19 protein-coding genes are annotated in these 22,998 nt (G+C 61.5%); 1 reads left to right on the top strand and 18 read right to left on the bottom strand.

Annotated elements, in window-relative coordinates:
• Positions 1-5: 5 nt before the first annotated feature.
• From frr to proS, 8 genes are all read right to left on the bottom strand, one after another.
• Complete coding sequence (gene frr, locus ACXYMS_RS11820; RefSeq protein WP_458906512.1) at positions 6-566, bottom strand: ribosome recycling factor; 561 nt, start codon at positions 564-566, stop codon at positions 6-8.
• A gap of 105 nt (positions 567-671) precedes the next feature.
• A complete protein-coding gene (gene pyrH / locus ACXYMS_RS11815) occupies positions 672-1,391 on the bottom strand; it encodes a UMP kinase (RefSeq protein ID WP_458906510.1) in 720 nt (239 codons plus the stop codon).
• A 191-nt stretch (positions 1,392-1,582) separates the two neighbouring features.
• Positions 1,583-2,509: a translation elongation factor Ts gene (gene tsf / locus ACXYMS_RS11810; RefSeq protein WP_458906508.1), complete on the bottom strand. Its 927-nt coding sequence runs from the start codon at positions 2,507-2,509 to the stop codon at positions 1,583-1,585.
• Between the two features lie 103 nt (positions 2,510-2,612).
• Positions 2,613-3,386 carry a 30S ribosomal protein S2 gene (rpsB, locus tag ACXYMS_RS11805; protein ID WP_458906507.1) on the bottom strand — a complete coding sequence of 258 codons (774 nt, stop codon included), beginning with the start codon at positions 3,384-3,386 and terminating at the stop codon, positions 2,613-2,615.
• 339 nt (positions 3,387-3,725) lie between these two features.
• Positions 3,726-7,181, bottom strand: a complete 3,456-nt coding sequence (dnaE, locus tag ACXYMS_RS11800) for a DNA polymerase III subunit alpha (protein WP_458906505.1) — start codon at positions 7,179-7,181, stop codon at positions 3,726-3,728.
• Between the two features lie 1,007 nt (positions 7,182-8,188).
• Positions 8,189-8,875: an ABC transporter ATP-binding protein gene (locus ACXYMS_RS11795; RefSeq protein ID WP_458906503.1), complete on the bottom strand. Its 687-nt coding sequence runs from the start codon at positions 8,873-8,875 to the stop codon at positions 8,189-8,191.
• Positions 8,868-10,172 carry an ABC transporter permease gene (locus ACXYMS_RS11790; RefSeq protein ID WP_458906501.1) on the bottom strand — a complete coding sequence of 435 codons (1,305 nt, stop codon included), beginning with the start codon at positions 10,170-10,172 and terminating at the stop codon, positions 8,868-8,870. Before ACXYMS_RS11790 ends, ACXYMS_RS11795 begins: the two co-directional genes overlap by 8 nt.
• 62 nt (positions 10,173-10,234) lie before the next feature.
• Positions 10,235-11,584, bottom strand: a complete 1,350-nt coding sequence (gene proS, locus ACXYMS_RS11785; RefSeq protein WP_458906500.1) for a proline--tRNA ligase — start codon at positions 11,582-11,584, stop codon at positions 10,235-10,237.
• Positions 11,585-11,881: 297 nt separating this feature from the next.
• Between proS and ACXYMS_RS11780 the strand changes: the two genes are divergently transcribed.
• The gene (locus tag ACXYMS_RS11780; protein ID WP_458906498.1) at positions 11,882-12,199 is read left to right on the top strand and encodes an MmcQ/YjbR family DNA-binding protein; all 318 of its coding nucleotides are present in this window, start codon (positions 11,882-11,884) and stop codon (positions 12,197-12,199) included.
• 102 nt (positions 12,200-12,301) lie between these two features.
• On the opposite strand, the gene ACXYMS_RS11775 is transcribed toward ACXYMS_RS11780, so the two are convergent.
• The 10 genes from ACXYMS_RS11775 to nuoH all read right to left on the bottom strand — a co-directional run bounded on the left by ACXYMS_RS11775 (position 12,302) and on the right by nuoH (position 22,995).
• A complete protein-coding gene (locus ACXYMS_RS11775; protein ID WP_458906497.1) occupies positions 12,302-12,553 on the bottom strand; it encodes a DUF1467 family protein in 252 nt (83 codons plus the stop codon).
• A 175-nt stretch (positions 12,554-12,728) separates the two neighbouring features.
• Positions 12,729-14,402 carry a ribonuclease J gene (locus ACXYMS_RS11770; protein WP_458906495.1) on the bottom strand — a complete coding sequence of 558 codons (1,674 nt, stop codon included), beginning with the start codon at positions 14,400-14,402 and terminating at the stop codon, positions 12,729-12,731.
• A gap of 75 nt (positions 14,403-14,477) precedes the next feature.
• Positions 14,478-15,308 carry a biotin--[acetyl-CoA-carboxylase] ligase gene (locus tag ACXYMS_RS11765; RefSeq protein WP_458906493.1) on the bottom strand — a complete coding sequence of 277 codons (831 nt, stop codon included), beginning with the start codon at positions 15,306-15,308 and terminating at the stop codon, positions 14,478-14,480.
• The gene (gene nuoN, locus ACXYMS_RS11760; RefSeq protein ID WP_458906491.1) at positions 15,309-16,754 is read right to left on the bottom strand and encodes an NADH-quinone oxidoreductase subunit NuoN; all 1,446 of its coding nucleotides are present in this window, start codon (positions 16,752-16,754) and stop codon (positions 15,309-15,311) included.
• Between the two features lie 9 nt (positions 16,755-16,763).
• Positions 16,764-18,347, bottom strand: coding sequence for an NADH-quinone oxidoreductase subunit M (locus ACXYMS_RS11755; protein WP_458906490.1), 1,584 nt, complete (start codon positions 18,345-18,347; stop codon positions 16,764-16,766).
• Positions 18,347-20,455, bottom strand: coding sequence for an NADH-quinone oxidoreductase subunit L (gene nuoL / locus ACXYMS_RS11750; protein WP_458906488.1), 2,109 nt, complete (start codon positions 20,453-20,455; stop codon positions 18,347-18,349). Before nuoL ends, ACXYMS_RS11755 begins: the two co-directional genes overlap by 1 nt.
• Before the next feature lie 10 nt (positions 20,456-20,465).
• The gene (nuoK, locus tag ACXYMS_RS11745) at positions 20,466-20,774 is read right to left on the bottom strand and encodes an NADH-quinone oxidoreductase subunit NuoK (protein ID WP_183310027.1); all 309 of its coding nucleotides are present in this window, start codon (positions 20,772-20,774) and stop codon (positions 20,466-20,468) included.
• A gap of 15 nt (positions 20,775-20,789) precedes the next feature.
• Entirely contained in the window at positions 20,790-21,398 is a 609-nt protein-coding gene (locus tag ACXYMS_RS11740) for an NADH-quinone oxidoreductase subunit J (RefSeq protein WP_458906486.1), read from the bottom strand.
• A gap of 11 nt (positions 21,399-21,409) precedes the next feature.
• Entirely contained in the window at positions 21,410-21,898 is a 489-nt protein-coding gene (gene nuoI / locus ACXYMS_RS11735; RefSeq protein WP_458906484.1) for an NADH-quinone oxidoreductase subunit NuoI, read from the bottom strand.
• Positions 21,898-22,995 (bottom strand): NADH-quinone oxidoreductase subunit NuoH, encoded by a 1,098-nt coding sequence (gene nuoH, locus ACXYMS_RS11730; protein ID WP_458906482.1) that lies wholly within the window; start codon positions 22,993-22,995, stop codon positions 21,898-21,900. The genes nuoI and nuoH overlap by 1 nt, the downstream gene beginning before the upstream one ends.
• Positions 22,996-22,998 lie beyond the last annotated feature (3 nt).

Genomic DNA, 22,998 nt, shown 5'->3' with positions numbered 1-22,998 from the left:
GTCTATCAGACCTGCATGATCTCCTGTTCCTTGCTCGCCACCACGGCGTCGATATCGGCGACGGCGTCATCGGTGGCCTTCTGCACCAGTTCCGACTGCTTCTTGGCGTCGTCCTGGCTCATGTCGCCGTCCTTCTCCGCCTTTTTCAAGGCATCCATACCGTCGCGACGAATATGGCGGACGGCAACGCGGGCCTGTTCGGCATAATTGTGTGCAACCTTGGCCAGTTCCTTGCGGCGCTGCTCGTTGAGCTCGGGCAGCGGCACGCGGATGACCTGACCCTCGCCCATCGGGTTGAGGCCAAGGCCGCTATCGCGGATCGCCTTCTCAACGGCGTTGGCCATGGTGCGGTCCCAGACCTGCACCGAAAGCATGCGCGGCTCGGGAACGGTAACCGTGGCGACCTGGTTGAGCGGCATGCGCGACCCATAGGCCTCCACCGTCACCGGTTCGAGCAGGCTGGCGCTGGCCCGGCCCGTTCGCAGGCCACCCAGTTCCTCCTTGAGGGAGGCAATGGATTTCTGCATCCGGGCCTTGAGGTCATTGAGATCATAATTTGCGGCCATTGCCGTTTCCTTCCAGTTCTTTGCCGGGCCTGGTCTGCTGCCCCGCGCCTGGCCTATATCTGGTGACCTGCCAATTCAGGGAACCGACAGGTACGATTGCCAAGGTCAGGCCGGGTCGCCAACGCGTGTTGACAGACCCCTGCCCTCCAGCACGCCGGCCAAGCCTGCTTCGTCGTCCAATGCATATACGATTATCGGCATGGCGTTGTCGCGGGCAAGCGCGAATGCGGCTGTGTCCATGACCTTGAGATTCTGGCTGATAACATCATCATAGCTGATCTGGCTGTAGCGTGTTGCTGTCGGGTCCTTCATTGGATCGGCCGAATAGACGCCGTCGACCTTGGTACCCTTAAGCACCATGTCGCATTCCAGTTCTATGGCACGCAGGGTCGCGGCCGTATCGGTGGTGAAGAACGGATTGCCGGTGCCACCACCCAGGACGACAACAAAGCCCTCTTCGAGCGCCAGCTTTGCGTCCCGCGCGGTGAAGGTATCGGCGACCGAGGGCATGGTGGCGGCACTAAAGGGCTTTGATTTCACGCCCTGGCGAGTGATCGCATTGCTCAGGGCCAAAGCATTGATCATGGTGCCGAGCATGCCCATCAGGTCCGCTGTGACCCGATCTGTTCCGTCAGCGGCCCCGGCCATGCCGCGGAAGATGTTGCCACCACCCACCACGATGGCGACCTGTACGCCCGAGCGCGCTACGTCGGCGATCTGAGCCGCGATGCCCTGCAAGAACGGCGGCTCGATGCCAAATGAATTGTCCCCTGCCAGCGCCTCACCCGAAACCTTGAGCAATATGCGCTTGTAGGCAGACGACATCGGCCAGACCCCTTGATCGGAATTGTGGGCCACCGAATCCGGCGAACCGGGGCGAACCCTAGGGCAAAACGCCCGGCAAATGAAGCCGAGGCTCTGCATGAGATGAATGAGAAATGCACAGGCTCGATCCAGAACTGGACAGTGCTGGAGAGCGAAGGACGGGCCCGAGGGCCCGCCCCCAATTCGAGCGGCTACTTTGCGCCGGCAGTGGCTGCCACTTCGGCAGCGAAGTCGCTTTCGACCTTCTCAATGCCTTCGCCGAGAGCGAAACGCACGAACTTGGTCAGCTTGATCGGAGCGCCGGCGTCTTTTTCGGCGTTCTTGATCGCGTCGGCCACCTTGGTCTCGCCATCGATCACAAAGACCTGGCTCAGAAGAGTGACTTCTTCGAAGTACTTGCGCATGCGGCCTTCGACCATCTTCTCGGCGATGTCCGCGGGCTTGCCGCTTTCCTTGACCTGCTCGAGAATGATGGCGCGCTCGCGGGCGACCAGATCCTGGTCCAGTTCATCGGGCGAAATGGCCTGGGGCTGGGCAGCGGCGATGTGCATGGCAAGCTGCTTGCCAAGGGCCGAGAGGGCCGCCTTGTCGCCGGTCGACTCGAGAGCCACCAGAATGCCGATCTTGCCGAGGCCGGCCTTGACCGCATTGTGGGTGTAGCTTTCCACGACGCCATCGGTCACCGAGACCGTCTGCGTGCGACGAAGGTTCATGTTTTCGCCGATCTTGGCGATGGCTTCGGTCAGCTCGGCGGAAACCGAGTGGCCGGTGCCGGGGAACGGCATCTCGCCCAGCTTGACGACGTCACCATCGGCGTCGAGTGCCAGCTTGGCGACAGTGCCCACGATGTTCTGGAACTGTTCGTTGCGGGCAACGAAGTCGGTCTCGGAATTGACTTCCACGACAGCAGCCTTGGTGCCGGCGGTGGCAACACCGACCAGACCTTCAGCAGCAACGCGGTCGGCTTTCTTTGCGGCCTTGGCAAGACCACGGGTGCGCAGCCAGTCGACTGCGGCTTCCATGTCGCCATTGGTTTCGGCCAGGGCCTTCTTGCAGTCCATCATCCCGACGCCAGTCGAGTCGCGGAGCTGCTTGACCAGTGCAGCAGTGATTTCCATGGGTTCACCTCTTGGCGCCCCCTCACGGGGCGCTTTTTTGGTTGGATTAGCCCGGATCGGGCCGGGCATGCCTCTCATCGAGAAAGGCATGCCTGCACGACGATTAGTTGACGGCAGCTTCGCCTTCGCTCGGCAGGTCTTCGGCCGGCGCTTCGGACGCGGAACCGATGTCGTTGCCGAGCGCGCTGGACGAACGGCCGATGCCGTCGATGGCAGCGCGCGAAATCAGCGAGACATAGAGCTCAAGGGCGCGGCTGGCGTCGTCATTACCGGGAATGGCGAAGTCGACAATGTCGGGATCACAATTGGTATCAACAATGGCAACGACCGGGATGCCCAGACGACGGGCTTCCTTGATGGCGTTTTCTTCCTTGTTGGTGTCGATCACGAACAGCAGGTTGGGCAGATTGCCCATGTCCTTGATGCCGCCCAGGTCGCGCTCGAGACGCTCCTGCTCGCGGGACATCATCAGGCGTTCCTTCTTGGTGCGCAGGGCCAGATCGGCCTCGCTCATGGACTCGAGCTCGCGCAGGCGGGCGATCGAGTTGGAGATAGTCTGCCAGTTGGTCAGCGTGCCGCCGAGCCAGCGGGAATTGACATAATACTGGGCCGACTGCTTGGCGGCGTCAGCCACCAGCGGTGCAGCCTGACGCTTGGTGCCGACGAACAGCACGCGGCCGCCATCTGCCACAGTGTCGGACACCAGCTGCAGCGCGCGGCTCAGGGCCGGCACGGTCTGGCTCAGGTCAAGGATGTGGATGTCGTTGCGAACGCCGAAAATATAGCGTTCCATCTTCGGGTTCCAGCGATGCTTCTGGTGACCGAAGTGAACGCCAGCTTCCAGAAGCTGACGCATGGAGAATTCTGGCAGTGCCATGATGGGCTGCTCCTTTACCGGTTGATGCCTCCACGAAACGTGCAGCGGAACCCGCCACCGGATGGATTTCCAGCGAAGGAAAACCTGTTTCGTGTGTGAAATCACGTCCGGCCGAGCCGAACGCGTGGGTGCTATAGGCGAACGTGCCCCAGTTGGCAAGCGATCAGCGCAAGACGCCGGGATGAATGGCATTTTCACGAATATGTCAAGGAACCCGCCTCACCTGAGTGCTATTGTTCCATCATAGACCCGCGCCCGGACGCGGGGACAAGGGTGAAAGCCCCTATGCGGGAGAGACGGAGCAGATGTTCCCTCTCCCGCGTTCGTTGGCGCAGCCCATCAAGCGAACCGCACGTCTGTCACTCCCTCGAGCGCCTTGATGCCCCCCGCAACTTCGGGGGTGATGCTGTATTTACCGGGAAGCTCGATCTCATATTCGCGGGCGCCGCCATCGCGGATCACCACGAAATTGACGGTGCCATTGCCGCCCCGCCTGAGCTGGGCACTTATGGCCCCCAGGGCCTTGGCATCGGCGGTGAACACGGTCAGTTGCCGATCGACGCGCTCGGCCATGCCCTCGATTGGCTCGGCTGAGATCAGACGCAGGCTGATGCCTTCGGCGCGCTCATCGGCTCCCACATGAAGAATGACCGAATTGCCGGGCTGGAGGATGGCACCGAACTCATTTATCTGCTCGGAAAAGGCGATGGTCTCGAAGGTGCCGCTCTGATCGGACAGGGTCAGGATCATCATCGGCGTGCCCTTACGCGTTCGCCTGTCGTTACGCGACGAAATTGTGCCAGCCAGTCGTCCCGCCCCTGCCCCGTCCTTGACGGCGCGCTCGAAATCGCTCCAGCGCTGTACGCGCAGCTTTTCGAACAGGTCCGCATAGGCATCGAGCGGATGGGCCGATAGGTGAAAGCCGATGGCGGCGAGTTCCCGGTCTGCCCGCTCGGTGGAATTCCAGACAGCAACGCCCGTGGGGAGGCGGAACGGCTCTTCCTCAGCGCTGTCGAACATCGAGACCTGGCCACTTGACCGATCCGCCGTTAGCGACTGGGCCGTGCCGATGACCGATTCCACGGCGGCAAAGGCCACCTCGCGACGCGGCGCCAGGGCATCAAAGGCACCTGCATTGACCAGAGTTTCGAGCGTGCGCTTGTTGAGGACGCGCGGATCGACCCGACGGGCGAAGTCGCCCATATTCTTGAAGGGCCGATCCCCACGCATTTCGACAATGTGCTCGGCCATAGCGCGGCCTACGCCCTTGACCGCGGACAGGCCATAATGGACGCGATCGTCCTTGACCGAAAATACCACCTCGGACTGGTTCACGCAGGGCGGGACAACCTCAATGCCCTTCTTGCCCGCCTCGCGCCGGAAATCGGCGAGCTTGTCAGTCTGGGCCATATCGAGCGTCATCGAGGCCGCATAGAATTCGTGCGGGAAGTGTTCCTTGAGATAAGCGGTCTGGTAGGAGACCCAGGCATAGGCTGCCGCGTGGCTCTTGTTGAAGCCGTAATTAGCGAACTTGGCCAGGAGGTCGAATATCTGGTCGGCGAGCGCCTCGCTGACACCCTGGGGCCCGGAGCCGTCGCGGAAGCGGACGCGCTGGGCATCCATTTCCGCCTTGATCTTCTTGCCCATGGCGCGGCGCAGCATATCGGCTTCACCCAGCGAATAGCCCGAGAGGAGCTGGGCGATCTGCATCACCTGTTCCTGGTAGACGATGATGCCATAGGTCTCGTCGAGCACTTCCTTGAGCGCGGCGTGGGGATAATCCACCTCCTCGCGCCCGTGCTTGCGGTCGATGAAGCTCGGGATATTGTCCATCGGACCGGGCCGATAGAGCGCGTTCATGGCGATGAGGTCTTCGATGCGGTCGGGCTTGAGTTCCATCAGCGCCCGGCGCATGCCGGCCGATTCAAACTGGAAGATACCGTAGGTATCGCCACGGGCATAAAGCCTGTACGTCGCCGCGTCATCGATGGGGATGGCGTCGATGTCGAGTTCGACGCCCCGGTTTTTCACCATGTCCACCGCATAGCGGATGGTGGTTAGGGTTTTCAGCCCAAGGAAGTCGAACTTCACCAGCCCAGCGGATTCAGACCACTTCATGTTGTACTGGCTGACCGGCATGTCGGATCGGGGATCGCGGTAGAGTGGTACCAGTTCCTGAAGCGGGCGGTCACCGATAATAATGCCCGCAGCGTGGGTCGAGGCGTGGCGGAACAGACCTTCGAGGGCTTTCGCCACCTCAACCAGCTGCCCGACCGTCTCGTCCTCGTCGGCCATCTGCTTGAACTGGGGCACTTCCTTCATGGTCCGCTCGATGGACCAGGGATCGGCCGGATTGGCCGGGACAAGCTTGCAGATGCGGTCGACCTGGCCATAGGGCATCTGCAAGACGCGACCCACGTCGCGCAGCACGGCGCGGGCCTGGAGCGTACCGAAAGTGATGATCTGGGCGACCTGGCTGGACCCGTATTTGTCCTGCACATAGTCGATGACTTCCTCGCGCCGATCCTGGCAGAAGTCGATGTCGAAGTCCGGCATCGAGACGCGCTCAGGATTGAGGAAGCGTTCGAACAGCAGATTGTAGCGGAGCGGGTCCAGGTCGGTGATGGTGGTGGCATAGGCCACCAGTGAGCCGGCGCCCGAGCCACGGCCTGGCCCCACTGGAATGTCGTGTCCCTTGGCCCATTGGATGAAGTCGGCCACGATCAGAAAGTAGCCGGGGAATTTCATGTTCTCGATGACGCCCAGCTCGAAATCGAGGCGCTCGCGATATTCCTTTTCTCCCTTGCCCGGCGCCAGGCCTACGGTTTGCAGGCGCTTGTCTAGACCCTCCACAGCAATCTTGCGCAGCGCGGCGGCTTCGGCGGCAACCACTTCTTCTTCGGTAGCGTGTGAGCCCGCGGCGAATTTTGGCAGGATGGGCCCGCGGGTACGCGGACGGAAGGCTACGCGCCGGGCAATCTCTATCGTTGAATCCAGCGCTTCGGGCAGATCCGCAAAGAGCTCGACCACCTCTGCACGGGACTTGAAAAAATACTGGTCGTTGAGCTTGCGGCGCTCCGTCTGAGCCAGCACGGAGCCGCCGGCTATGGCCAGCAAGGCGTCATGCGCCTCATATTCCTTTTCGGTCTTGAAGTAGGGTTCGTTGGTCGCGACCAAGGGGATGCCCTTGCGATAGGCGTAGTCGACGAGGCGCGGCTCAACTGTCGCCTCCATGGGCCGGCCGTGGCGTTGCAATTCGACATAGAAGCGGTCACCGAAGAGATCGACAAGGCGATCCAGGCGGCGGACAGCATTTGCATCCTGGCCATTGGCAAAAGCCATATCGATGGCGCCTTCGGGACCGCCGGAGAGGCAGATCAGGCCCGAAAGACTTTCGCGGGTCATCCAATCCAGCTTTGCCCGCGCCAGTCCGTCCTCGCCTTCGAGGTAAGCGCGGGAGACGAGCTGCGAGAGGTTGGAAAAACCCTCCTCCGTCTGGGCCATGAGGACAATGGAGGACTTGCCCGTCCAAGCGGTGTGGCCCCTTTCGCTGACCCGCTCTTCGGCGGCAGCGAAATCGACGGCCAGCTCAACGCCGATCAGCGGCTGAATGCCCTTTTTGGTGGCCTTCTCGGAGAACTCGAGGGCGCCGAAGAGATTGTTGGTGTCGGCTATACCGAGAGCCGGTTGTTCATCCTCTGCGGCGAGCTTGAGAATGGTCTCCAGCTGCAAGGCGCCTTCGAGAAGCGAGAAGGCAGAGTGAACATGAAGGTGAATGAAGCCTGGGCCGCGCATTTGCATCTCCTGGTCTGACCCTGCGGCACAGGTCGCGCGGGGTCAAACCGCCGTTGCGTCAATCCACAGCCATCAGGCGATGTGGGTGACGATATCCATCCAGGTCAGCAAACCGATGGTAAAGGCGCCCAGGGTAACGAAAGCGGCGAGGTCTTTGACAAAATCGAGCATTTTGGTCTCCTGTGTTTCTGTAATGTTCTTTTATATTCTCGATTTGTTCTCGTCCAGACGGGAAGAGCGGTGAAACCGGGGACAGCGGTTAATTGGTTAGAATTTCGTTAGGAGAGGTTGGTCGGGTGTTAAGATTCGGGACGTGCGGAAGAGCCGACCGGCCTCTCGGCTTGTGGTAACGAACGGCCAAGGGCCCAGAAATATGAATGTTCAAGTGAAAGAGCCACTGGCCGTTCGTCACGGAAGCACGGATTTTGCACGGGTCCGGATTCAGGCGGTACCGTTCTTGCAGGTCCGGCTGCGGAGCTTCAACTCGCGTAAAGAGGCGCCCCTCTTCCCGGCCTCCCTGCCCGGCCCAGCGTCGAGCCGCGTGTGTGACGGGGATGGAAGGAGTATGGTGGAGGGTTTGCGCGCGGGGATTACTTTTTCGTCCAGCAGGAATCCTACCTAAGCTCCCCTTGAATGAGGGGGAAGGACCGATCGGGATCGTGGAAGCCCCTGAGGTCAACACCTGTTCTGGTCTTCCCCTGAAACAGGAGTAGGCCGTGTGGGGGCCACGAAACGGTTGGATGGCAGGAAATGCCTTCATTGCGACCGTCGAGTTCATGCAATGAGACGACGAAAATCTGCCGTCACCCACCAGTTGTCACCCCGGCGAAAGCCAGGTTCCATCCTGAGCTCTGCCCACTTACACCGAAAGGCGTCCAGCTCGCGCGCCATCTCAGGATGGGCCCCGGGTCAGGCCCGGGCGACAGCCGGTGGGCGGCGGTGCTCTGCAGTCAGCGGTGACATCTCAAGGACATTCAACCCGCCGGCCAGGGCAGCCCGGGCGGCCGTCAGAGGGTATGCGGCATCACCAGACCGCCCCTGAGCGTCACGATACGGTCGGCGCGGCGGGCGAGGTCGTGATTGTGGGTGGCGATGAGGGCGGCGGCGCCTTCATTCCTGATCAGGTCCTTCAGGGCCCCGAAGACCAGATCGCTGGTTTCCGGATCGAGATTGCCGGTAGGTTCATCGGCCAGGATGACGCGGGGATGATTGGCGGCGGCGCGGGCAATTGCAATGCGCTGCTGTTCGCCGCCCGAAAGTTCGGCGGGGCGATGGGTGGCGCGCGGGGCGACCCCGAGCAGATCGAGCAATTGCATCGCCCTGCCCTCGGCGACCTTCTGATCGACGCCGGCGATCAACTGGGGCATCACCACGTTTTCGAGCGCGGTGAATTCGGGCAGCAGGTGGTGGAACTGGTAGACGTAGCCGACCGTCGAGCGACGCAACTGGGTGCGTGCGCGGTCGCCGAGCCTGCTGGTGGGCTGGCCGATGATCTCGATCTCGCCGCCCTGGGGGGATTCGAGCAGCCCGCAAAGATGCAGCAAGGTCGACTTGCCGGCGCCCGAAGGGGCAACCAGGGCAACCAGTTCGCCGCTTTCGACGATGAGGTCGGCGGCCTCGAGTACGCGGACCAGCCGGTCGCCCTCGCCATAGTGGCGGTGGACGCCGCTGAGCCTGAGATGCGGCTTACTCATATCGCAGCGCCTCCACCGGATCATATTGGGCGGCGCGCCAGGCCGGATAAAGCGTGGCGAGGAAGCTTAGGCCGAGGGCCATGCAGACCACCACGGTGACCTCCATGGGGTCGGTGCGACTGGGGAGCGAGGAGAGGAAGAAGACTTCCGGTGGAAAGAGGGTAACCCCGAGCAAGCCGGAGATGGAGGCGCGCAGGGTCTCGGCATTGGCGGCGACGACCAGGCCCATCCCGGTGCCGACCAGGGTGCCAATGACGCCGATAGCCGTGCCGGTGAGAGAGAAGATGCGCATGATGGCGCCGCGCGTGGCGCCCATGGTGCGCAGCACGGCGATATCGGCGCTCTTGTCTTTTACCAACATGATGAGGCTGGAAATAATGTTGAAGGCGGCGACCAGGATGATCATGGAGAGGATGGTGAACATCACCACCCGCTCCACCTGCAGGGCCGAAAAGAAGGTCTCGTTACGCTGCTGCCAATCAGTCAGCACCAGCGGGCGGACACCCGGCGCCGATTGCAGGCGCTGACGCATGAGACCCACCTCATCGGGATCGTCGATGAACACTTCCACCGCCGAGGCGTGGGGAATGCGTTGATAGGCGGCATCGATTTCCGCGTCGGAGGCCAGCGGGTCGAGCTGGGCGAAGCCGGGTTTGAGCACCTCATCGACCATGCGGAAATAGTCCTGTGCCGGTTCGAGCGGCATGTACATGAAGAAGCTGTCGAACTCGACCATGCCCAGATTGTAGATGGCATTGACCGGGTAGGAGCGGATCTGCGGGGTCGAGCCGAAGGGGGTCATCGCCCCATCGGGGTTGATCAACTGCACCTGATCGCCAATGCCGACGCCCAGGGTCTGGGCGAGGCGATAGCCGATGGCGACGCCCCGGCTATCATCCCATTGATCGAAACCGCCTTGCTCGGCCGAATTGTAGAGCAGGTCGAGCTTTTTGAGATTCTCCTCGTCCATTCCACGCACCGAGACGCCGGTGGAGTCAAAACCTGAGGCGAGCACCTGGCCCTCGACGAAATAGACGGCAAAAGAGACGCCATCGACCTGTTCGAGCGCGGCCACCGTCTCCTTGTAGTCGGTGAACTGGCTCTCGATGGGGTGGGCGGTGAAATGCCCATTCAGCCCGAGGATCTTGTCGAGCAGTTCGCCGCGAAAGCCGTTCATCACCGACATGACGACGATAAGCGTCGCCACGCCAATGGCGACGCCCACCATGGTGAGGCTGGCGATCACCGAAATGAACGCCTCCTTGCGGCGGGCGCGCAGATAGCGTCCGGCAATCATCCACTCGAACCGGGAGAAAGGCCGGGTTGCCCGGCCTCCCGGTGCTGCGCGCGCGCTGTTGGTCAAATGTCGGTCATCCGCTGGGGTTCGATCAGGCTCTTGAGGCGGGTGACCGCCCCGGTGAGCGGCAGCGTTTCACGCTCGCCGGTCTTGCGATGCTTGATCTCGACTTCGCCGGATTTAAGGCCGCGCGGCCCGAGGATTAGCTGATAGGGAATGCCGACGAGATCGGCCGTGGCGAATTTGGAGCCGGCGGGCTGGTCGCGGTCGTCATAGAGCAGGTCGATGCCGGCGGCGGTCAACTCGGCATAGAGCGCGTCGCAGGCGGCGTCAGTGTCCGCATCGCCGGCCTTGAGATTGATCAAAACAGCCTCAAAGGGCGCGACGGAGACCGGCCAGATAATGCCGGTCTCGTCATGGCTGGCCTCGATGATGGCGGGGACGACGCGGGTCGGGCCGATGCCATAGGAGCCCATGTGGACAGTGATATCCTTGCCGTCGGGGCCGGTAACATTGGCCTTCATGGGCTCTGAATATTTGGTGCCGAAATAGAAGATGTGGCCGACCTCGATGCCGCGGGCCATCAACTGACGGTCCTCGGGCACGGCAGCGCGGAACCCCGCCTCGTCGGTCATCTCGTCGGTGGCGGCGAAGAGCGAAGTCCAGTCCTTGAAGATCGGATCGAGATCGCCACGGAAATCGGTGTCGGCAGGCGGAATGGGTTTGTCGAGCAGGCCCTTGTCGAGGAAGACACCGCTTTCGCCGGTATCGGCCAGGACGTGGAATTCATAGGACAGGTCGCCGCCGATGGGGCCGGTATCGGCGCGCATGGGAATGCCGACCAGGCCCATGCGACGGAAGGTGCGCAGATAGGCCACGAACATGCGCTGGAAGGCTTTTACGGCCGCCGCTTCGTCGAGATCAAAGGAATAGGCGTCCTTCATCAGGAATTCGCGCGAGCGCATAGTGCCAAAGCGGGGGCGCACCTCGTCCCGGAACTTCCACTGGATGTGGTAGAGATTGAGGGGCAGGTCCTTGTAGGACTTCACATAGGTCCGGAAGATATCGGTGATCATCTCCTCATTGGTGGGACCATAGAGGAATTCGCGCTCATGCCGGTCCTCGATGCGCAGCATCTCCTTGCCATAGGCGTCATAGCGCCCCGACTCGCGCCAGAGATCGGCAGACTGGATGGTGGGCATGAGCAGCTGGATCGCGCCGGAGCGGTTCTGCTCCTCCTCGATGATCTTCTGCACCTTCATCAGAACCTTGTAGCCGAGCGGCAGCCAGGAATAGAGGCCGGAGGCCTGCTGGCGGATCATGCCGGCGCGCAGCATCAGGCGATGGGAGACGATCTCGGCCTCCTTGGGGACGTCACGCAGCACCGGCAGGAAATAGCGGGAAAGGCGCATGGGAACTCCAAAGAAAAGGTCAGGCGACTCGAGGGTTTCGCCGATGCCCACTCAAACCGCAAGCGTCCATTCGATGCAAGCATGCAAGCTATGCAGAATCTACTTGGCAGACCCATTTTCTGTTGTTAGGGTCCGCCCCAATAAAACAAAGGCGGCCCAAACCGCCGGACGTCGACAACGTCAAGGGAGGAGCGTTGGCTGCCGCTGTATAGCGTGCCTAAGACCAACGTATTGTCGAACAAACTTTCAAAAGCAGGGCTTCGTGCCCTGCTTTTTTTATTTCAGGAGCAAGGGGCTATGGCTGACTCTGAATGTTTCACCCGAATTGCGCTGGCCTTGCCGGGCACCAATTCCGCGCCGCATTTCGACCGGACCGCTTACAAGGTCCATCGCACCTTTGCGACGCTTGCCGCCGATGGCCTCAGCGCCAATCTCAAACTTACGCCCGAGGAGCAGGAATTCAAATGCCTGGTGGCCCCGGAGCTGTTTCAGCGCATCGATAATGGCTGGGGGCGGCAGGGCTGGACGACAATGGTTCTGGCAAGGGCGACGGAAGAGGATATCGCGGCGGCGCTGGCAATGGCGCATGTGCATGCGGTAGCGAAGAAGCGCTAGGGGGATTTGGCCAATCGTGCCGAAGCCCTCCCACACCCGGCCCTGCGGTCCGACCTAGGGTCAATTCCGGGGCAGCGCTTTCCCCATAGGGACAGGTAAGGATCAGCGGTTCCAGTAGGCCTGCAGGGTCTGGTTGCCAAGACCCCAGAGCAGCAGTGCGGTGAGTGCAGCGGCAAGCGCAGTGGTGACCAGCGCCTTGGTAATCAGGCGTGGCGCAATGGGAGCACCCGGGTCAGAGCCGGCGACGATTTCGGCGCCGGTTTCGTGGTGGCTGTGGCTGCCGATGGGCAGCACGGCCACGAAGGTGAGCCACCAGACCACGAAATAGACGGCAATGATTGAACCGATCTGCATGGGGTATCTCTAGCTTGTGCGCGACACTGGGGGAAGGGTCGGGATTGTCGCGGCTGTTTCCCATTCCCACCGGATGTCACCCCGGGCTTGACCTGGGGCCCATCCTGAAATCTCGAGATGGGTTCGGCCCTCGCCGGGGTGACAGCTGGTGGGTGGAAAGAATTTCAGTCCCGCATCACACCCGATGCACGAACACGCTGACATTGGGCTTGCGGCCCCAGAAGGCGTTGACCTCGTTGCGGATGGCCTTAAACAGGGCAGAGTTCAGCACTTCGGTATCGCTGCGGCGCTTGGCCGGCATGGACTTGATGACGCCGGTGATGGTGTCCTCGATCAGGTCGGTGACCGATTCATCGTCAGTCTCGGGCAGTCCCTCGATCACCAGGTCCGGCCCGGACACCACCTGGCCGCCGCCATTGACGCAGAGGCTGACAATGACCATGCCGCCGAAGGAGAGACGACGGCGTCCCTTGACACCGCTTTCCTCAGGCGTGCAGAGCACCAGCCCGTCGAGATAGAGCTCGCCGGTGCGCACTTCAGCCGGGAAGGTCATGGGCTCGGGGATGAGGCGCACCATGTCGCCATTGCGGGCCTCGCAGACATTGGGAATGCCTTCTTCGCGGCCGAGCTTGGCATGGGCCGTCAGATGCACGGCCTCGCCGTGTACGGGCACCAGGACATTCGGCTTGACCCAGGAATAAAGTTTCCTCAGTTCGCCACGGCGCGGGTGGCCAGTGACATGGACCATGGCATCGGCGGCGGTGATGACTTCGACGCCCTTGTCGATGAGGAGGTTCTGGATGTCGATGACTTCACGTTCATTGCCGGGGATAGCCCAGGACGAGAAGATCATGCGGTCGCCGGCATTGAGATCGATAACGGGGTGATCGCCCCGCGCGATGCGGGCAATGGCGGCACGCGCCTCGCCCTGGCTGCCGGTGCAGATCAGCACGCATTTGCTGCGGGCGATGGAGCGGTAGCCGTCCTGATCGTGCCAGGCCGGGATGCCTTCAAGCATGCCCAATTCCTTGGCGATGCCCATGATGCGGTGCAGCGAGCGACCGGAAAGGACAACTTCGCGGCCCGCCTTGTGGGCAGCGCGGACGATCGAGACCACGCGCCCCACATTGGAGGCAAAGGTGGTGACCGCAACGCGGTGCGGCGCGTCGGCAATGAGCTTTGCGAGATTGTCGCCGACTTCCTGCTCGCTCGGGCTCTCGCCTTCCTTCGTGGCATTGGTCGAGTCACAGATCAGGGCCATGGGCGTGGATGTGTCCTCGCCAATCTCCTGGAGACGCGCAAAATCAGTCGGCGCGTTGACGACCGGAGTGGGGTCGAGCTTCCAGTCGCCGGTGTGCAGGGCCCGCCCAATAGGGGTTGTGATCAGCAGCCCGTTCGATTCCGGGATCGAGTGGGCGACATTGATGGGCTCGATGGTGAAGGGCCCGACAGTGAAGGCCTTGCCCGGGCGCATGATCTTGATGTCGACATTTTCGACAATGCCGTCCCCTGCCCGCTTGGCCGCCAGCATGGCAGCGGTAAATGGGGTGGCATAGACGGGCTTGTCGAAAACCGGCCAGAGGTCGAGCACGGCGCCGTAATGGTCTTCGTGAGAATGGGTGAGGATCAGCGCCAGCACATCGTCGGCATTTTCCTCGAGAAATTCGGGATTGGCCATGATCAGCTCGATCCCCGGCAGGTCGGGCCCGCCGAAACTGACGCCGCAATCGACCACGATCCACTTGCGCTTGTTGGCCGGGCCGAAGCCATAGGCCGCCATATTCATGCCGATTTCGCCAACGCCGCCAAGCGGCAGAAAGACGAGTTCATCCCTTTGGTTCTTAGCCATGGGCATTCTATTCCTTTGTCTGGGCGGACGCCGGGCGATCTCTTGGTCGCCGGTCACCCTGCCCTTTTGTTGTGGTCAGCTTCGGGCGCTGGCCGTTGCCCCAAAATGCACGTCGCCGGCCGTAATCGGGATCCTGGTCCCATCGTCATCACGAATGATCAGCCGGCCGGCAGCATCTATCGTTTCGAAAATTCCGCGGCGCACGATGCCGTCTTGAGAGACGGCAACCGGCGCGCCGATGCCGGCGGCAGAGCCGCGCCAGCGATCGAGCACGGCGCTGATGCCACGTCCATCATCCCAGAGGCCGAAGGCATCGACCCATGCGTCGCTGAGCGCCTCGAATACATCCTCGGCGCTCCGCTCGATGCCCAGAGCCTTGAGCGAGGTTGCCGGATAGGGCACGCCCTCGGGCGCCGCAATGACATTGACGCCAATGCCGACAATGATGGCCGTGCGGCCATCGGGCGTCTTGCTGGTCTCGAGCAGTATGCCCGCGAGCTTGGCTCCATCCGCCAATACGTCATTGGGCCATTTGAGCGCAATGCGCGAGCGCCCATCGGCGCCGTCGGCCCCATCGATACCAATGCGGACCATGCCGCCGGGCAGGATGGCGGATAGACCGGAATTGAGGGCAACACCAGCCACAAAACCGAGAGTAGCGATGATGTCGGGCTTCGCATCAGGCACAACGAGCAAGCTGGCGGCCAGATTGCCCGGTGGGCTGTGCCACTCCCTGCCCCGCCGCCCACGGCCGGAGGTCTGTTGCAGCGCCGCAAACCAGATGCCGCCCGGATCACCGGCAGATGCTGCCGCGAGCGCCTCGCTATTGGTCGAACCGACGGTCTCGAACCCCGCCACCCGGTAGCCAGCTGACAGGGCCTTTGGACCAAGCAGAAAACTGGCCACCTAGAACAGGCTTCCGGCGGCGGTATGCGCCAGATTAGCGAGCGGGTTGCCGACAGTGAAGTAGTAGGTCACCACCAGGAATCCGGAAACGCCCATGATGATATTGAGTTCGCCGGGAACGGCGACAAACTGCTTGATCGGCGCATCGAAGAACATGACCTTGACCACGCGCAGATAATAGAAAGCGCTGACGGCCGAGGCGAGCACACCGATTACCGAGAGCACGTAGAGATTGGCCTCGATTGCAGCCAGGAATACATGCCACTTGGCAAAGAATCCGGCGAGCGGCGGAAGGCCGATCAGCGAGAACATGATGATCGCCATGATCGCGGCCACGAGGGGCCGGGTCTGGGCCGCACCAGCCAGTTCGTCGATGGTCTCGACATAACCGGTATCGGTGCGCAGCGACAACACGCAGGCAAACAAGCCGGCGGTCATGGCAACATAGATAGCCATGTAGATGGCGACGCCTTCGACCCCGACCTGCGTGCCCGAGGACAGGCCGACAAGGGCAAAGCCCACATGGCCGATGGAGGAATAGGCGATCAGGCGCTTGATCGAGCGCTGGCCGATGGCGGCAAAGGCTGCCAGCACCATCGAGGCGATGGAGAGGAAGATGACGATCTGCTGCCAATCCTGGGTGATGGGCGCGAACGTGTCCATGACCAGGCGGATCATTAGCGACATGGCCGCGACCTTGGGGGCCATGGCGAAGAAAGCGGTGACCGGGGTCGGCGCGCCCTCATAGACGTCGGGTGTCCACATGTGGAACGGCACGGCGGAAATCTTGAAGGCAACGCCGGCCAGCAGGAAAACGAGGCCGAAGATCAGGCCGATGGAGCGGCCTTCATTGGAAATGGCGACGACGATCTCTGCCAGATTGGTTTGGCCGGTGAAGCCATAGATCAGCGAGGCGCCATAGAGCAGCATGCCCGATGAGAGGGCGCCGAGGACGAAATATTTGAGACCCGCCTCAGCGGCGCGGGAGTCATCACGCTTGATGGCGGCCATGACATAGAGCGAGAGCGACTGCAGTTCGAGCCCGATATAGAGGCTCATCAGGTCATTGGCGGAGACCATGACCATCATGCCCAGGGTCGCTAGCAGCGCGAGCACCGAATACTCGTATTTGTGGACGCCGTTTTCCTCGGCATTGGACATGGCGAGGATCATTGCGAGGCCCGCGCCGCCGATGACCAGCACCTTCATGAAGCGGCCAAAGCTGTCGGCGATGAAGAGGCCATTGAAGACCACGCCGTCGACCGGCTGCAGCATTACGAGGAGGCCTGTGGCCACAAGCAGGCCAACGGACAACCAGGCCACCAGGGCGGAGCGTTCCTTGTTGATCACCACCCCGACCAGGAGCAGGATCAGAATGCCCAATGCCATGAGCATTTCGGGATAAGCGGGAGCCAGGCTCGCGAAATCGGTAACGTCAGAGTTCACGTCAGTCTCCTAATGCGCAGCAGGCTCGGCCGCATGGTCATCGGCCGGCTGGGCCGCGCCTTCGGCAGGCGCGACATATTCAAGGGGAGCGCGGGCATCGGCCTGTGCAATGGCGGGATCGAGGCCGTTTGCAGCCGCATATTGCGCCACCAGATTGTCGACCGCAGCGGCGGTCGTGTCGAGGATGGGGGCCGGATAGAAGCCGAACACCACGGTCAGCACGATCAGGGGATAGAGCACCACCTTCTCGCGCAGGTTAAGATCGAGAATGCCCTTGAGGCTATCCTTGGTGAGCGCACCAAAGACCACCCGGCGGTAAAGCCACAGCGCGTAGCCGGCCGAAAAGATCACGCCGAAGGCCGCGCCGAACGCCACCCAGGTATTAACCTGGAACACGCCGAGCATGGTCAGGAACTCACCCACAAAGCCCGAGGTGCCCGGCAGGCCGACATTGGCCATGGTGAAGATCATGAAGGCGAAGGCATATTGCGGCATGCGCTCGACCAGGCCGCCATAGGCAGAGATCTCGCGGGTGTGCATGCGGTCATAAATGACGCCGACGCAGAGGAAGAGCGCGCCAGAGACCAAGCCATGGCTGAGCATCTGGAACATGGCGCCCTGGATGCCCAGCGCATTGCCCGCAAAGATGCCCATGGTCACGAAACCCATATGGGCGACGGAAGAATAGGCGATCAGCTTCTTGATATCGGTCTGCACCAAAGCGACCAGCGAGGTCAAGATGATGGCCGCAACCGAAAGCAGGAAGACGAAATTGGCAAACTGGGCCGAAGCTTCGGGGAACATCGGCAGGCTGAAGCGCAGAAAGCCGTAACCGCCAAGCTTGAGGAGGATCGCCGCCAGAATCACCGAGCCGGCCGTCGGGGCCTGAACGTGGGCTTCGGGCAGCCAGCGGTGGAAGGGCCACATGGGCATTTTCACGGCCAGCGAGGCGAAGAAGGCCAGCCAGAGCCAGGTCTGCATGCCAAGGGGGAAGTCATGAGAGAGCAGGCGCGTGATGTCGGTGGTGCCGGCATCCCAATACATGCCCATCATGGCCAGCAGCATCAGCACCGAGCCGATGAAGGTGTAGAAAAAGAACTTGTAGGCCGCCTGGATGCGGGCCGAGCCGCCCCAGATACCGATGATGAGGAACATCGGCAGCAAGGTGCCTTCGAAGAAGACATAAAACATGGCCAGATCGAGCGTGGTAAAGACGCCGATCATCAACGTTTCAAGCACCAGGAACACGATCATGTATTCCTTGACGCGTGTTTCCACATCCCAGCTGGCCAGAACGGCGGCGGGCATGAGCAGCGCAGTCAGCACTACAAAGAGCACGGAAATGCCGTCGACGCCGACGCGGTAGCCGATGGAGTCGCCGATCCAAGGCATGTTCACGACGAACTGGAAGCCTGGATTGGACGGATCAAACGTCTGCCAGAGAGCGAGAGAGAGGACGAAGACGATAAGGGTGACGATCAGCGACATCCAGCGGATGGCTTTGACCGAGCCCTTGGGCGTCAGCATGAGGATGGCAGCGCCGAAGGCTGGCAGCCAGGTGAGGATCGTGAGGATCGTATTGTCGAAGGTCATCAGATCAGTCCCCCGGCCGCAATGGCCCAGGTGAGCAGCGCCGCGATGCCGATGAGCATGGCGAAGGCATAGTGGTAGAGATAGCCGGACTGGAGCTTGACGACCCAGCTGGTGACGTTCTGCACGCGACGGCCGAGACCCTCGGTGATCCTGCCGTCGACCAGCCAGTCATCGAAGCCCTTCCAAACGGCATTGCCGATCCAGAGCGCGGGCTTGACGAAGATGAAATTGTAGAGCTCGTCGAAGTACCACTTGTTGAGCAGGAATTTGTAGAGCCCCGGATTGGTGGCTGCGAGGCGGCCGGGCATTTCCGGGCGGCGGATATACATGAGCCAGGCGGCGACGAAGCCGATGATCATCGCCGCGGTGGCGCTCCACTTCACCCAGGTCGGCACATGATGCGCGTCCTCGATGATCTGATGGTCGACATAGATCGAGCCGGCGAAGAAGTGCTCGATATGCTCCACATCGTGGAAGAACATGCCGTAGAACACCACGCCCGCGAGGACCGCGCCAACGGCCAGCACATAAAGCGGCACCAGCATGACATTGGGCGATTCATGGGCATGGTCGTAGGCGGAGCCGTGATGGCCATGGTCGCCATGATCATCAGCATTGCTGTCATCGATCGGTTCGTCATGGCTTTCCAGCGCTGAATGGGCCGGATCAGGGTGCGGCCCCTCGCCAGCATGCTGTGCATCACGCGGCGAGCCGTGGAAGGTCAGGTGAACCAGGCGCCAGGAATAGAAGCTGGTGAAGAGCGCCGCGATAACCAGCAGCCAGAAGGCCAGCGAGCCGACATTGCCGCCATAGGCATAAGCGCTTTCGATGATGGCATCCTTGGAGAAGAAGCCTGCGAATCCGAAATTGGTACCCGGGATGCCGACACCGGTCAGCGCCAGCGTGCCGATCATCATCATGGCATAGGTGATGGGGATCTTCTTGCGCAGGCCGCCCATGTTCCGCATGTCCTGCTCATGGTGCATGGCATGGATCACCGCGCCGGCGCCGAGAAACAGCAGGGCCTTGAAGAAGGCGTGAGTGAACAGGTGGAAGACGCCGGCCGAATAGGCACCAACGCCGAGCGCCACGAACATGTAACCGAGCTGGGAACAGGTCGAATAGGCGATGACGCGCTTGATGTCGTTCTGAACGAGGCCAACGGTCGCCGCAAAGAAGGCGGTGATGGCGCCGATGACGATGACGACGGTGAGCGCGAAGGGCGACGTTTCAAACAGCGGCGAGAGGCGGGCGACCATGAAGACGCCGGCCGTCACCATCGTGGCGGCATGGATCAGCGCCGACACCGGGGTCGGGCCCTCCATGGCGTCCGGCAGCCAGGTGTGGAGCAGGAACTGCGCCGACTTGCCCATGGCACCCATGAACAGCAGCAGGCAGATGACGGTCATCGCGTCGAGTTCCCATGACAGGAACTGGATGACCGGCAGGCCGGTGGCAGCGAACTCGTCTGCGGCATGGAAGGCGCCGTCGAAGTCGATATGGCCCAGCACCAGGAAGGCACCGAAAATACCCAGGGCAAAACCGAAGTCACCGACGCGGTTGACGATGAAGGCTTTCATTGCGGCCGCGGTGGCCGAGGGCTTGGTGTACCAGAAACCGATCAGGAGGTACGAGGCCAGACCCACACCTTCCCAACCGAAGAACATCTGCAGGAAGTTGTCGGCTGTCACCAGCATGAGCATGGCGAAGGTGAAGAGCGAGAGATAGGCGAAGAATCGCGAGCGGTGCGGATCCTCTTCCATGTAGCCGATGGAATAGAGGTGCACGAGCGCCGACACGGTGTTGACCACGACCAGCATGATCGCAGTCAGCGTATCGACGCGCAGAATCCAGCGCAGGTCCATGTCGCCGACCTGGATCCAGCGCATGATTTCGACCTTGACCACGGCCGCATGGCCATCGCCCACGGCGCCGACCAGACCATCGCCAAAGGCCACGGGGATGAACACAACCCAGCTCAGCACTGCCGCGATCAGCAGGAGGCCCGTGGTGATGAACTCGGATGGCCTATGGCCAATGGAGCGGCCGAGCAGCCCGGCCACAAGCGCCCCGATCAGGGGCAGGAAAACAATCGCCTGAATGATCATAGCGGTGCTCTTAGCCCTTCATCATATTGACGTCTTCAACCGCGATTGAGCCGCGGTTGCGGTAGAAGATAACGAGTATGGCGAGGCCAATGGCGGCCTCGGCGGCAGCCACGGTGAGGATCATCAGCGCGAAAACCTGACCCTGAAGGTCATTGAGATGGGCGCTGAACGCCACAAGATTGAGGTTCACCGCCAGCAGGATCAGTTCCACCGACATGAGGATGACGATGACATTCTTGCGGTTGATGAAAATGCCGAACACGCCGAGCGTGAACAGAATTGCCGCTACGGTCAGGTAATGACCGAGCCCGATTTCCAGACCCATGATAACCCCCTATAGCCCCTGACCGCTCTTGACCTTGACGTTCCTGACCGTCTCGCTGGGTTTGCGACCCAGCTGTGCCGCCGTGCTCTGCCGCTTGATGCCCGGCCGGTGCCGCAGCGTCAGCACGATGGCGCCAATCATGGCCACCAGCAGTACAGCCGCTGCGCCCTGGAACAGGAAAACGTAGCGCGTGTAGAGCACCAGTCCCAGTGCCCGCGTATTGTCCACGGCCGCGTCAATGGGCAGGCCACCTGCGCTGACGACATCTGGCGCGACGACGAAGCTTCCCGCCACGAGCAGCAGCTCGAGGAAAAGAATTGCACCAACCAGTATGCCTACAGGCGCATATTGCAGCAGCCCGGATTTGAGCTCGGCAAAATCAACGTCGATCATCATGACGACGAAGAGGAACAGCACCGCGACGGCGCCGACATAGACCACGATGAGGATCAGCGCGAGGAACTCGGCCCCGGCGAGCATGAACAGACCCGCCGCATTGACGAAGGCCAGGATCAGGAACAACACCGCATGCACGGGATTGCGCGCGGAAATGACCATGAAGGCCGACGCCACGGTGATGGCGGCAAAGACGTAGAAGAAGAACAGCGGAAGGGTCATGCTCTTCCCTCTCAGCGATATGGCGCGTCGGCAGCCAGGTTGGCGGCGATTTCACGCTCCCACCTGTCGCCATTGCTGAGGAGCTTCTCTTTAGAGAAATAGAGCTCCTCGCGCGTTTCCGTTGCGAATTCGAAGTTCGGGCCTTCGACGATGGCATCGACCGGACAGGCTTCCTGGCAGAAGCCGCAATAGATGCACTTCACCATGTCGATGTCATACCGCACGGTACGGCGGGTGCCGTCATTCTGGCGCGGACCAGCTTCGATGGTGATGGCCTGGGCCGGGCAGATGGCTTCGCACAACTTACAGGCAATGCAGCGCTCTTCGCCGTTGGGATAGCGGCGCAGCGCATGCTCACCACGGAAGCGCGGCGACACCGGGCCTTTTTCGAAGGGATAGTTCACTGTCGGCTTGGGCGAGAAGAAGTAGCGCATGGCCAGGAAGAAGGCCGAAACGAACTCGCGCAGCAGCAGCGTATTGACGATCTGTCCGACGCGCATCAGGCAATACCCCCGTGCCAGCCCCAGCCCGTGAGCTGGAGAACAAAAGCGACGATCACGACCATAATCAGCGAAAGCGGCAGGAACAGCTTCCAGCCGATCCGCATGAGCTGGTCGTAGCGATAGCGGGGCACGATGGCCTTTGCCATGGCGAACATGAAGAAGACGAGACTTACCTTGATGAAGAACCAGACCAGGCCGGGGATCCAGGTAAAGGGCGGCAGGTCGATCGGCGCGGCCCAGCCTCCCAGGAACAAGACGGTGGTCATGGCGCACATGAGCAGGATGGCGATGTATTCACCCAGCATGAACAGCAGATAGGGTGTGGACGAGTATTCGGTCATGAAGCCGGCAACCAGCTCGGATTCGCCTTCCACCATATCGAAGGGCGGACGGTTGGTTTCGGCCAGAGCCGAAATATAGAAGACCACGAACATCGGGAAGAGCGGCAGCCAGAACCAGTTGAGGAAGCTCAGCCACGGTACGCCCAGGGCATGGGCGAGTCCCATTTCGCTCTGGGCTATGACAATATCGTTGAGGTTCAGCGAGCCGACGCAGAGCAGCACGGTGATGATGACCAGGCCGATCGAGACTTCATAGCTGACCATCTGCGCGGCAGCGCGAAGGGCGCCGAAAAAGGGGTATTTCGAATTGGAGGCCCAGCCGCCGATGATGACGCCATAGACGCCCAGCGAGGAAATGCCGAGCAGGTAGAGAATGCCGACATTGATATTGGCCATGGCCCAGCCATCGGACACTGGCACCACCACCCAGCCGGCCAGGGCCAGCGTGGCGGTGATCAGCGGCGCAAGAAGGAACAGCACCTTGTCGGCGCCGGCGGGAATAACTGCTTCCTTGACGCCGAATTTGATCAGATCGGCGAAAGACTGCAGCAGACCGAAGGGGCCGACAACGTTGGGACCGCGACGCATCTGAACAGCCGCCCAGACCTTGCGGTCACCCAGGAGGATGAAGGCGGTGAAGATCAGGAGACCGACAAGCAAAGCTAGGGCCTTGTAAACAAAGCCAATATGCTCGCCCCATCCCAATGCAGGGATACCGAGTAGATAGTCGAGGGCGGAGAGAGTAAAGTCCATAAT

It is taken from the genome of Devosia sp. CAU 1758 (assembly GCF_054482695.1).
The sequence above is the reverse complement of the archived record's forward strand: the minus strand, read 5'-3'. Positions and strand labels throughout refer to the sequence as shown.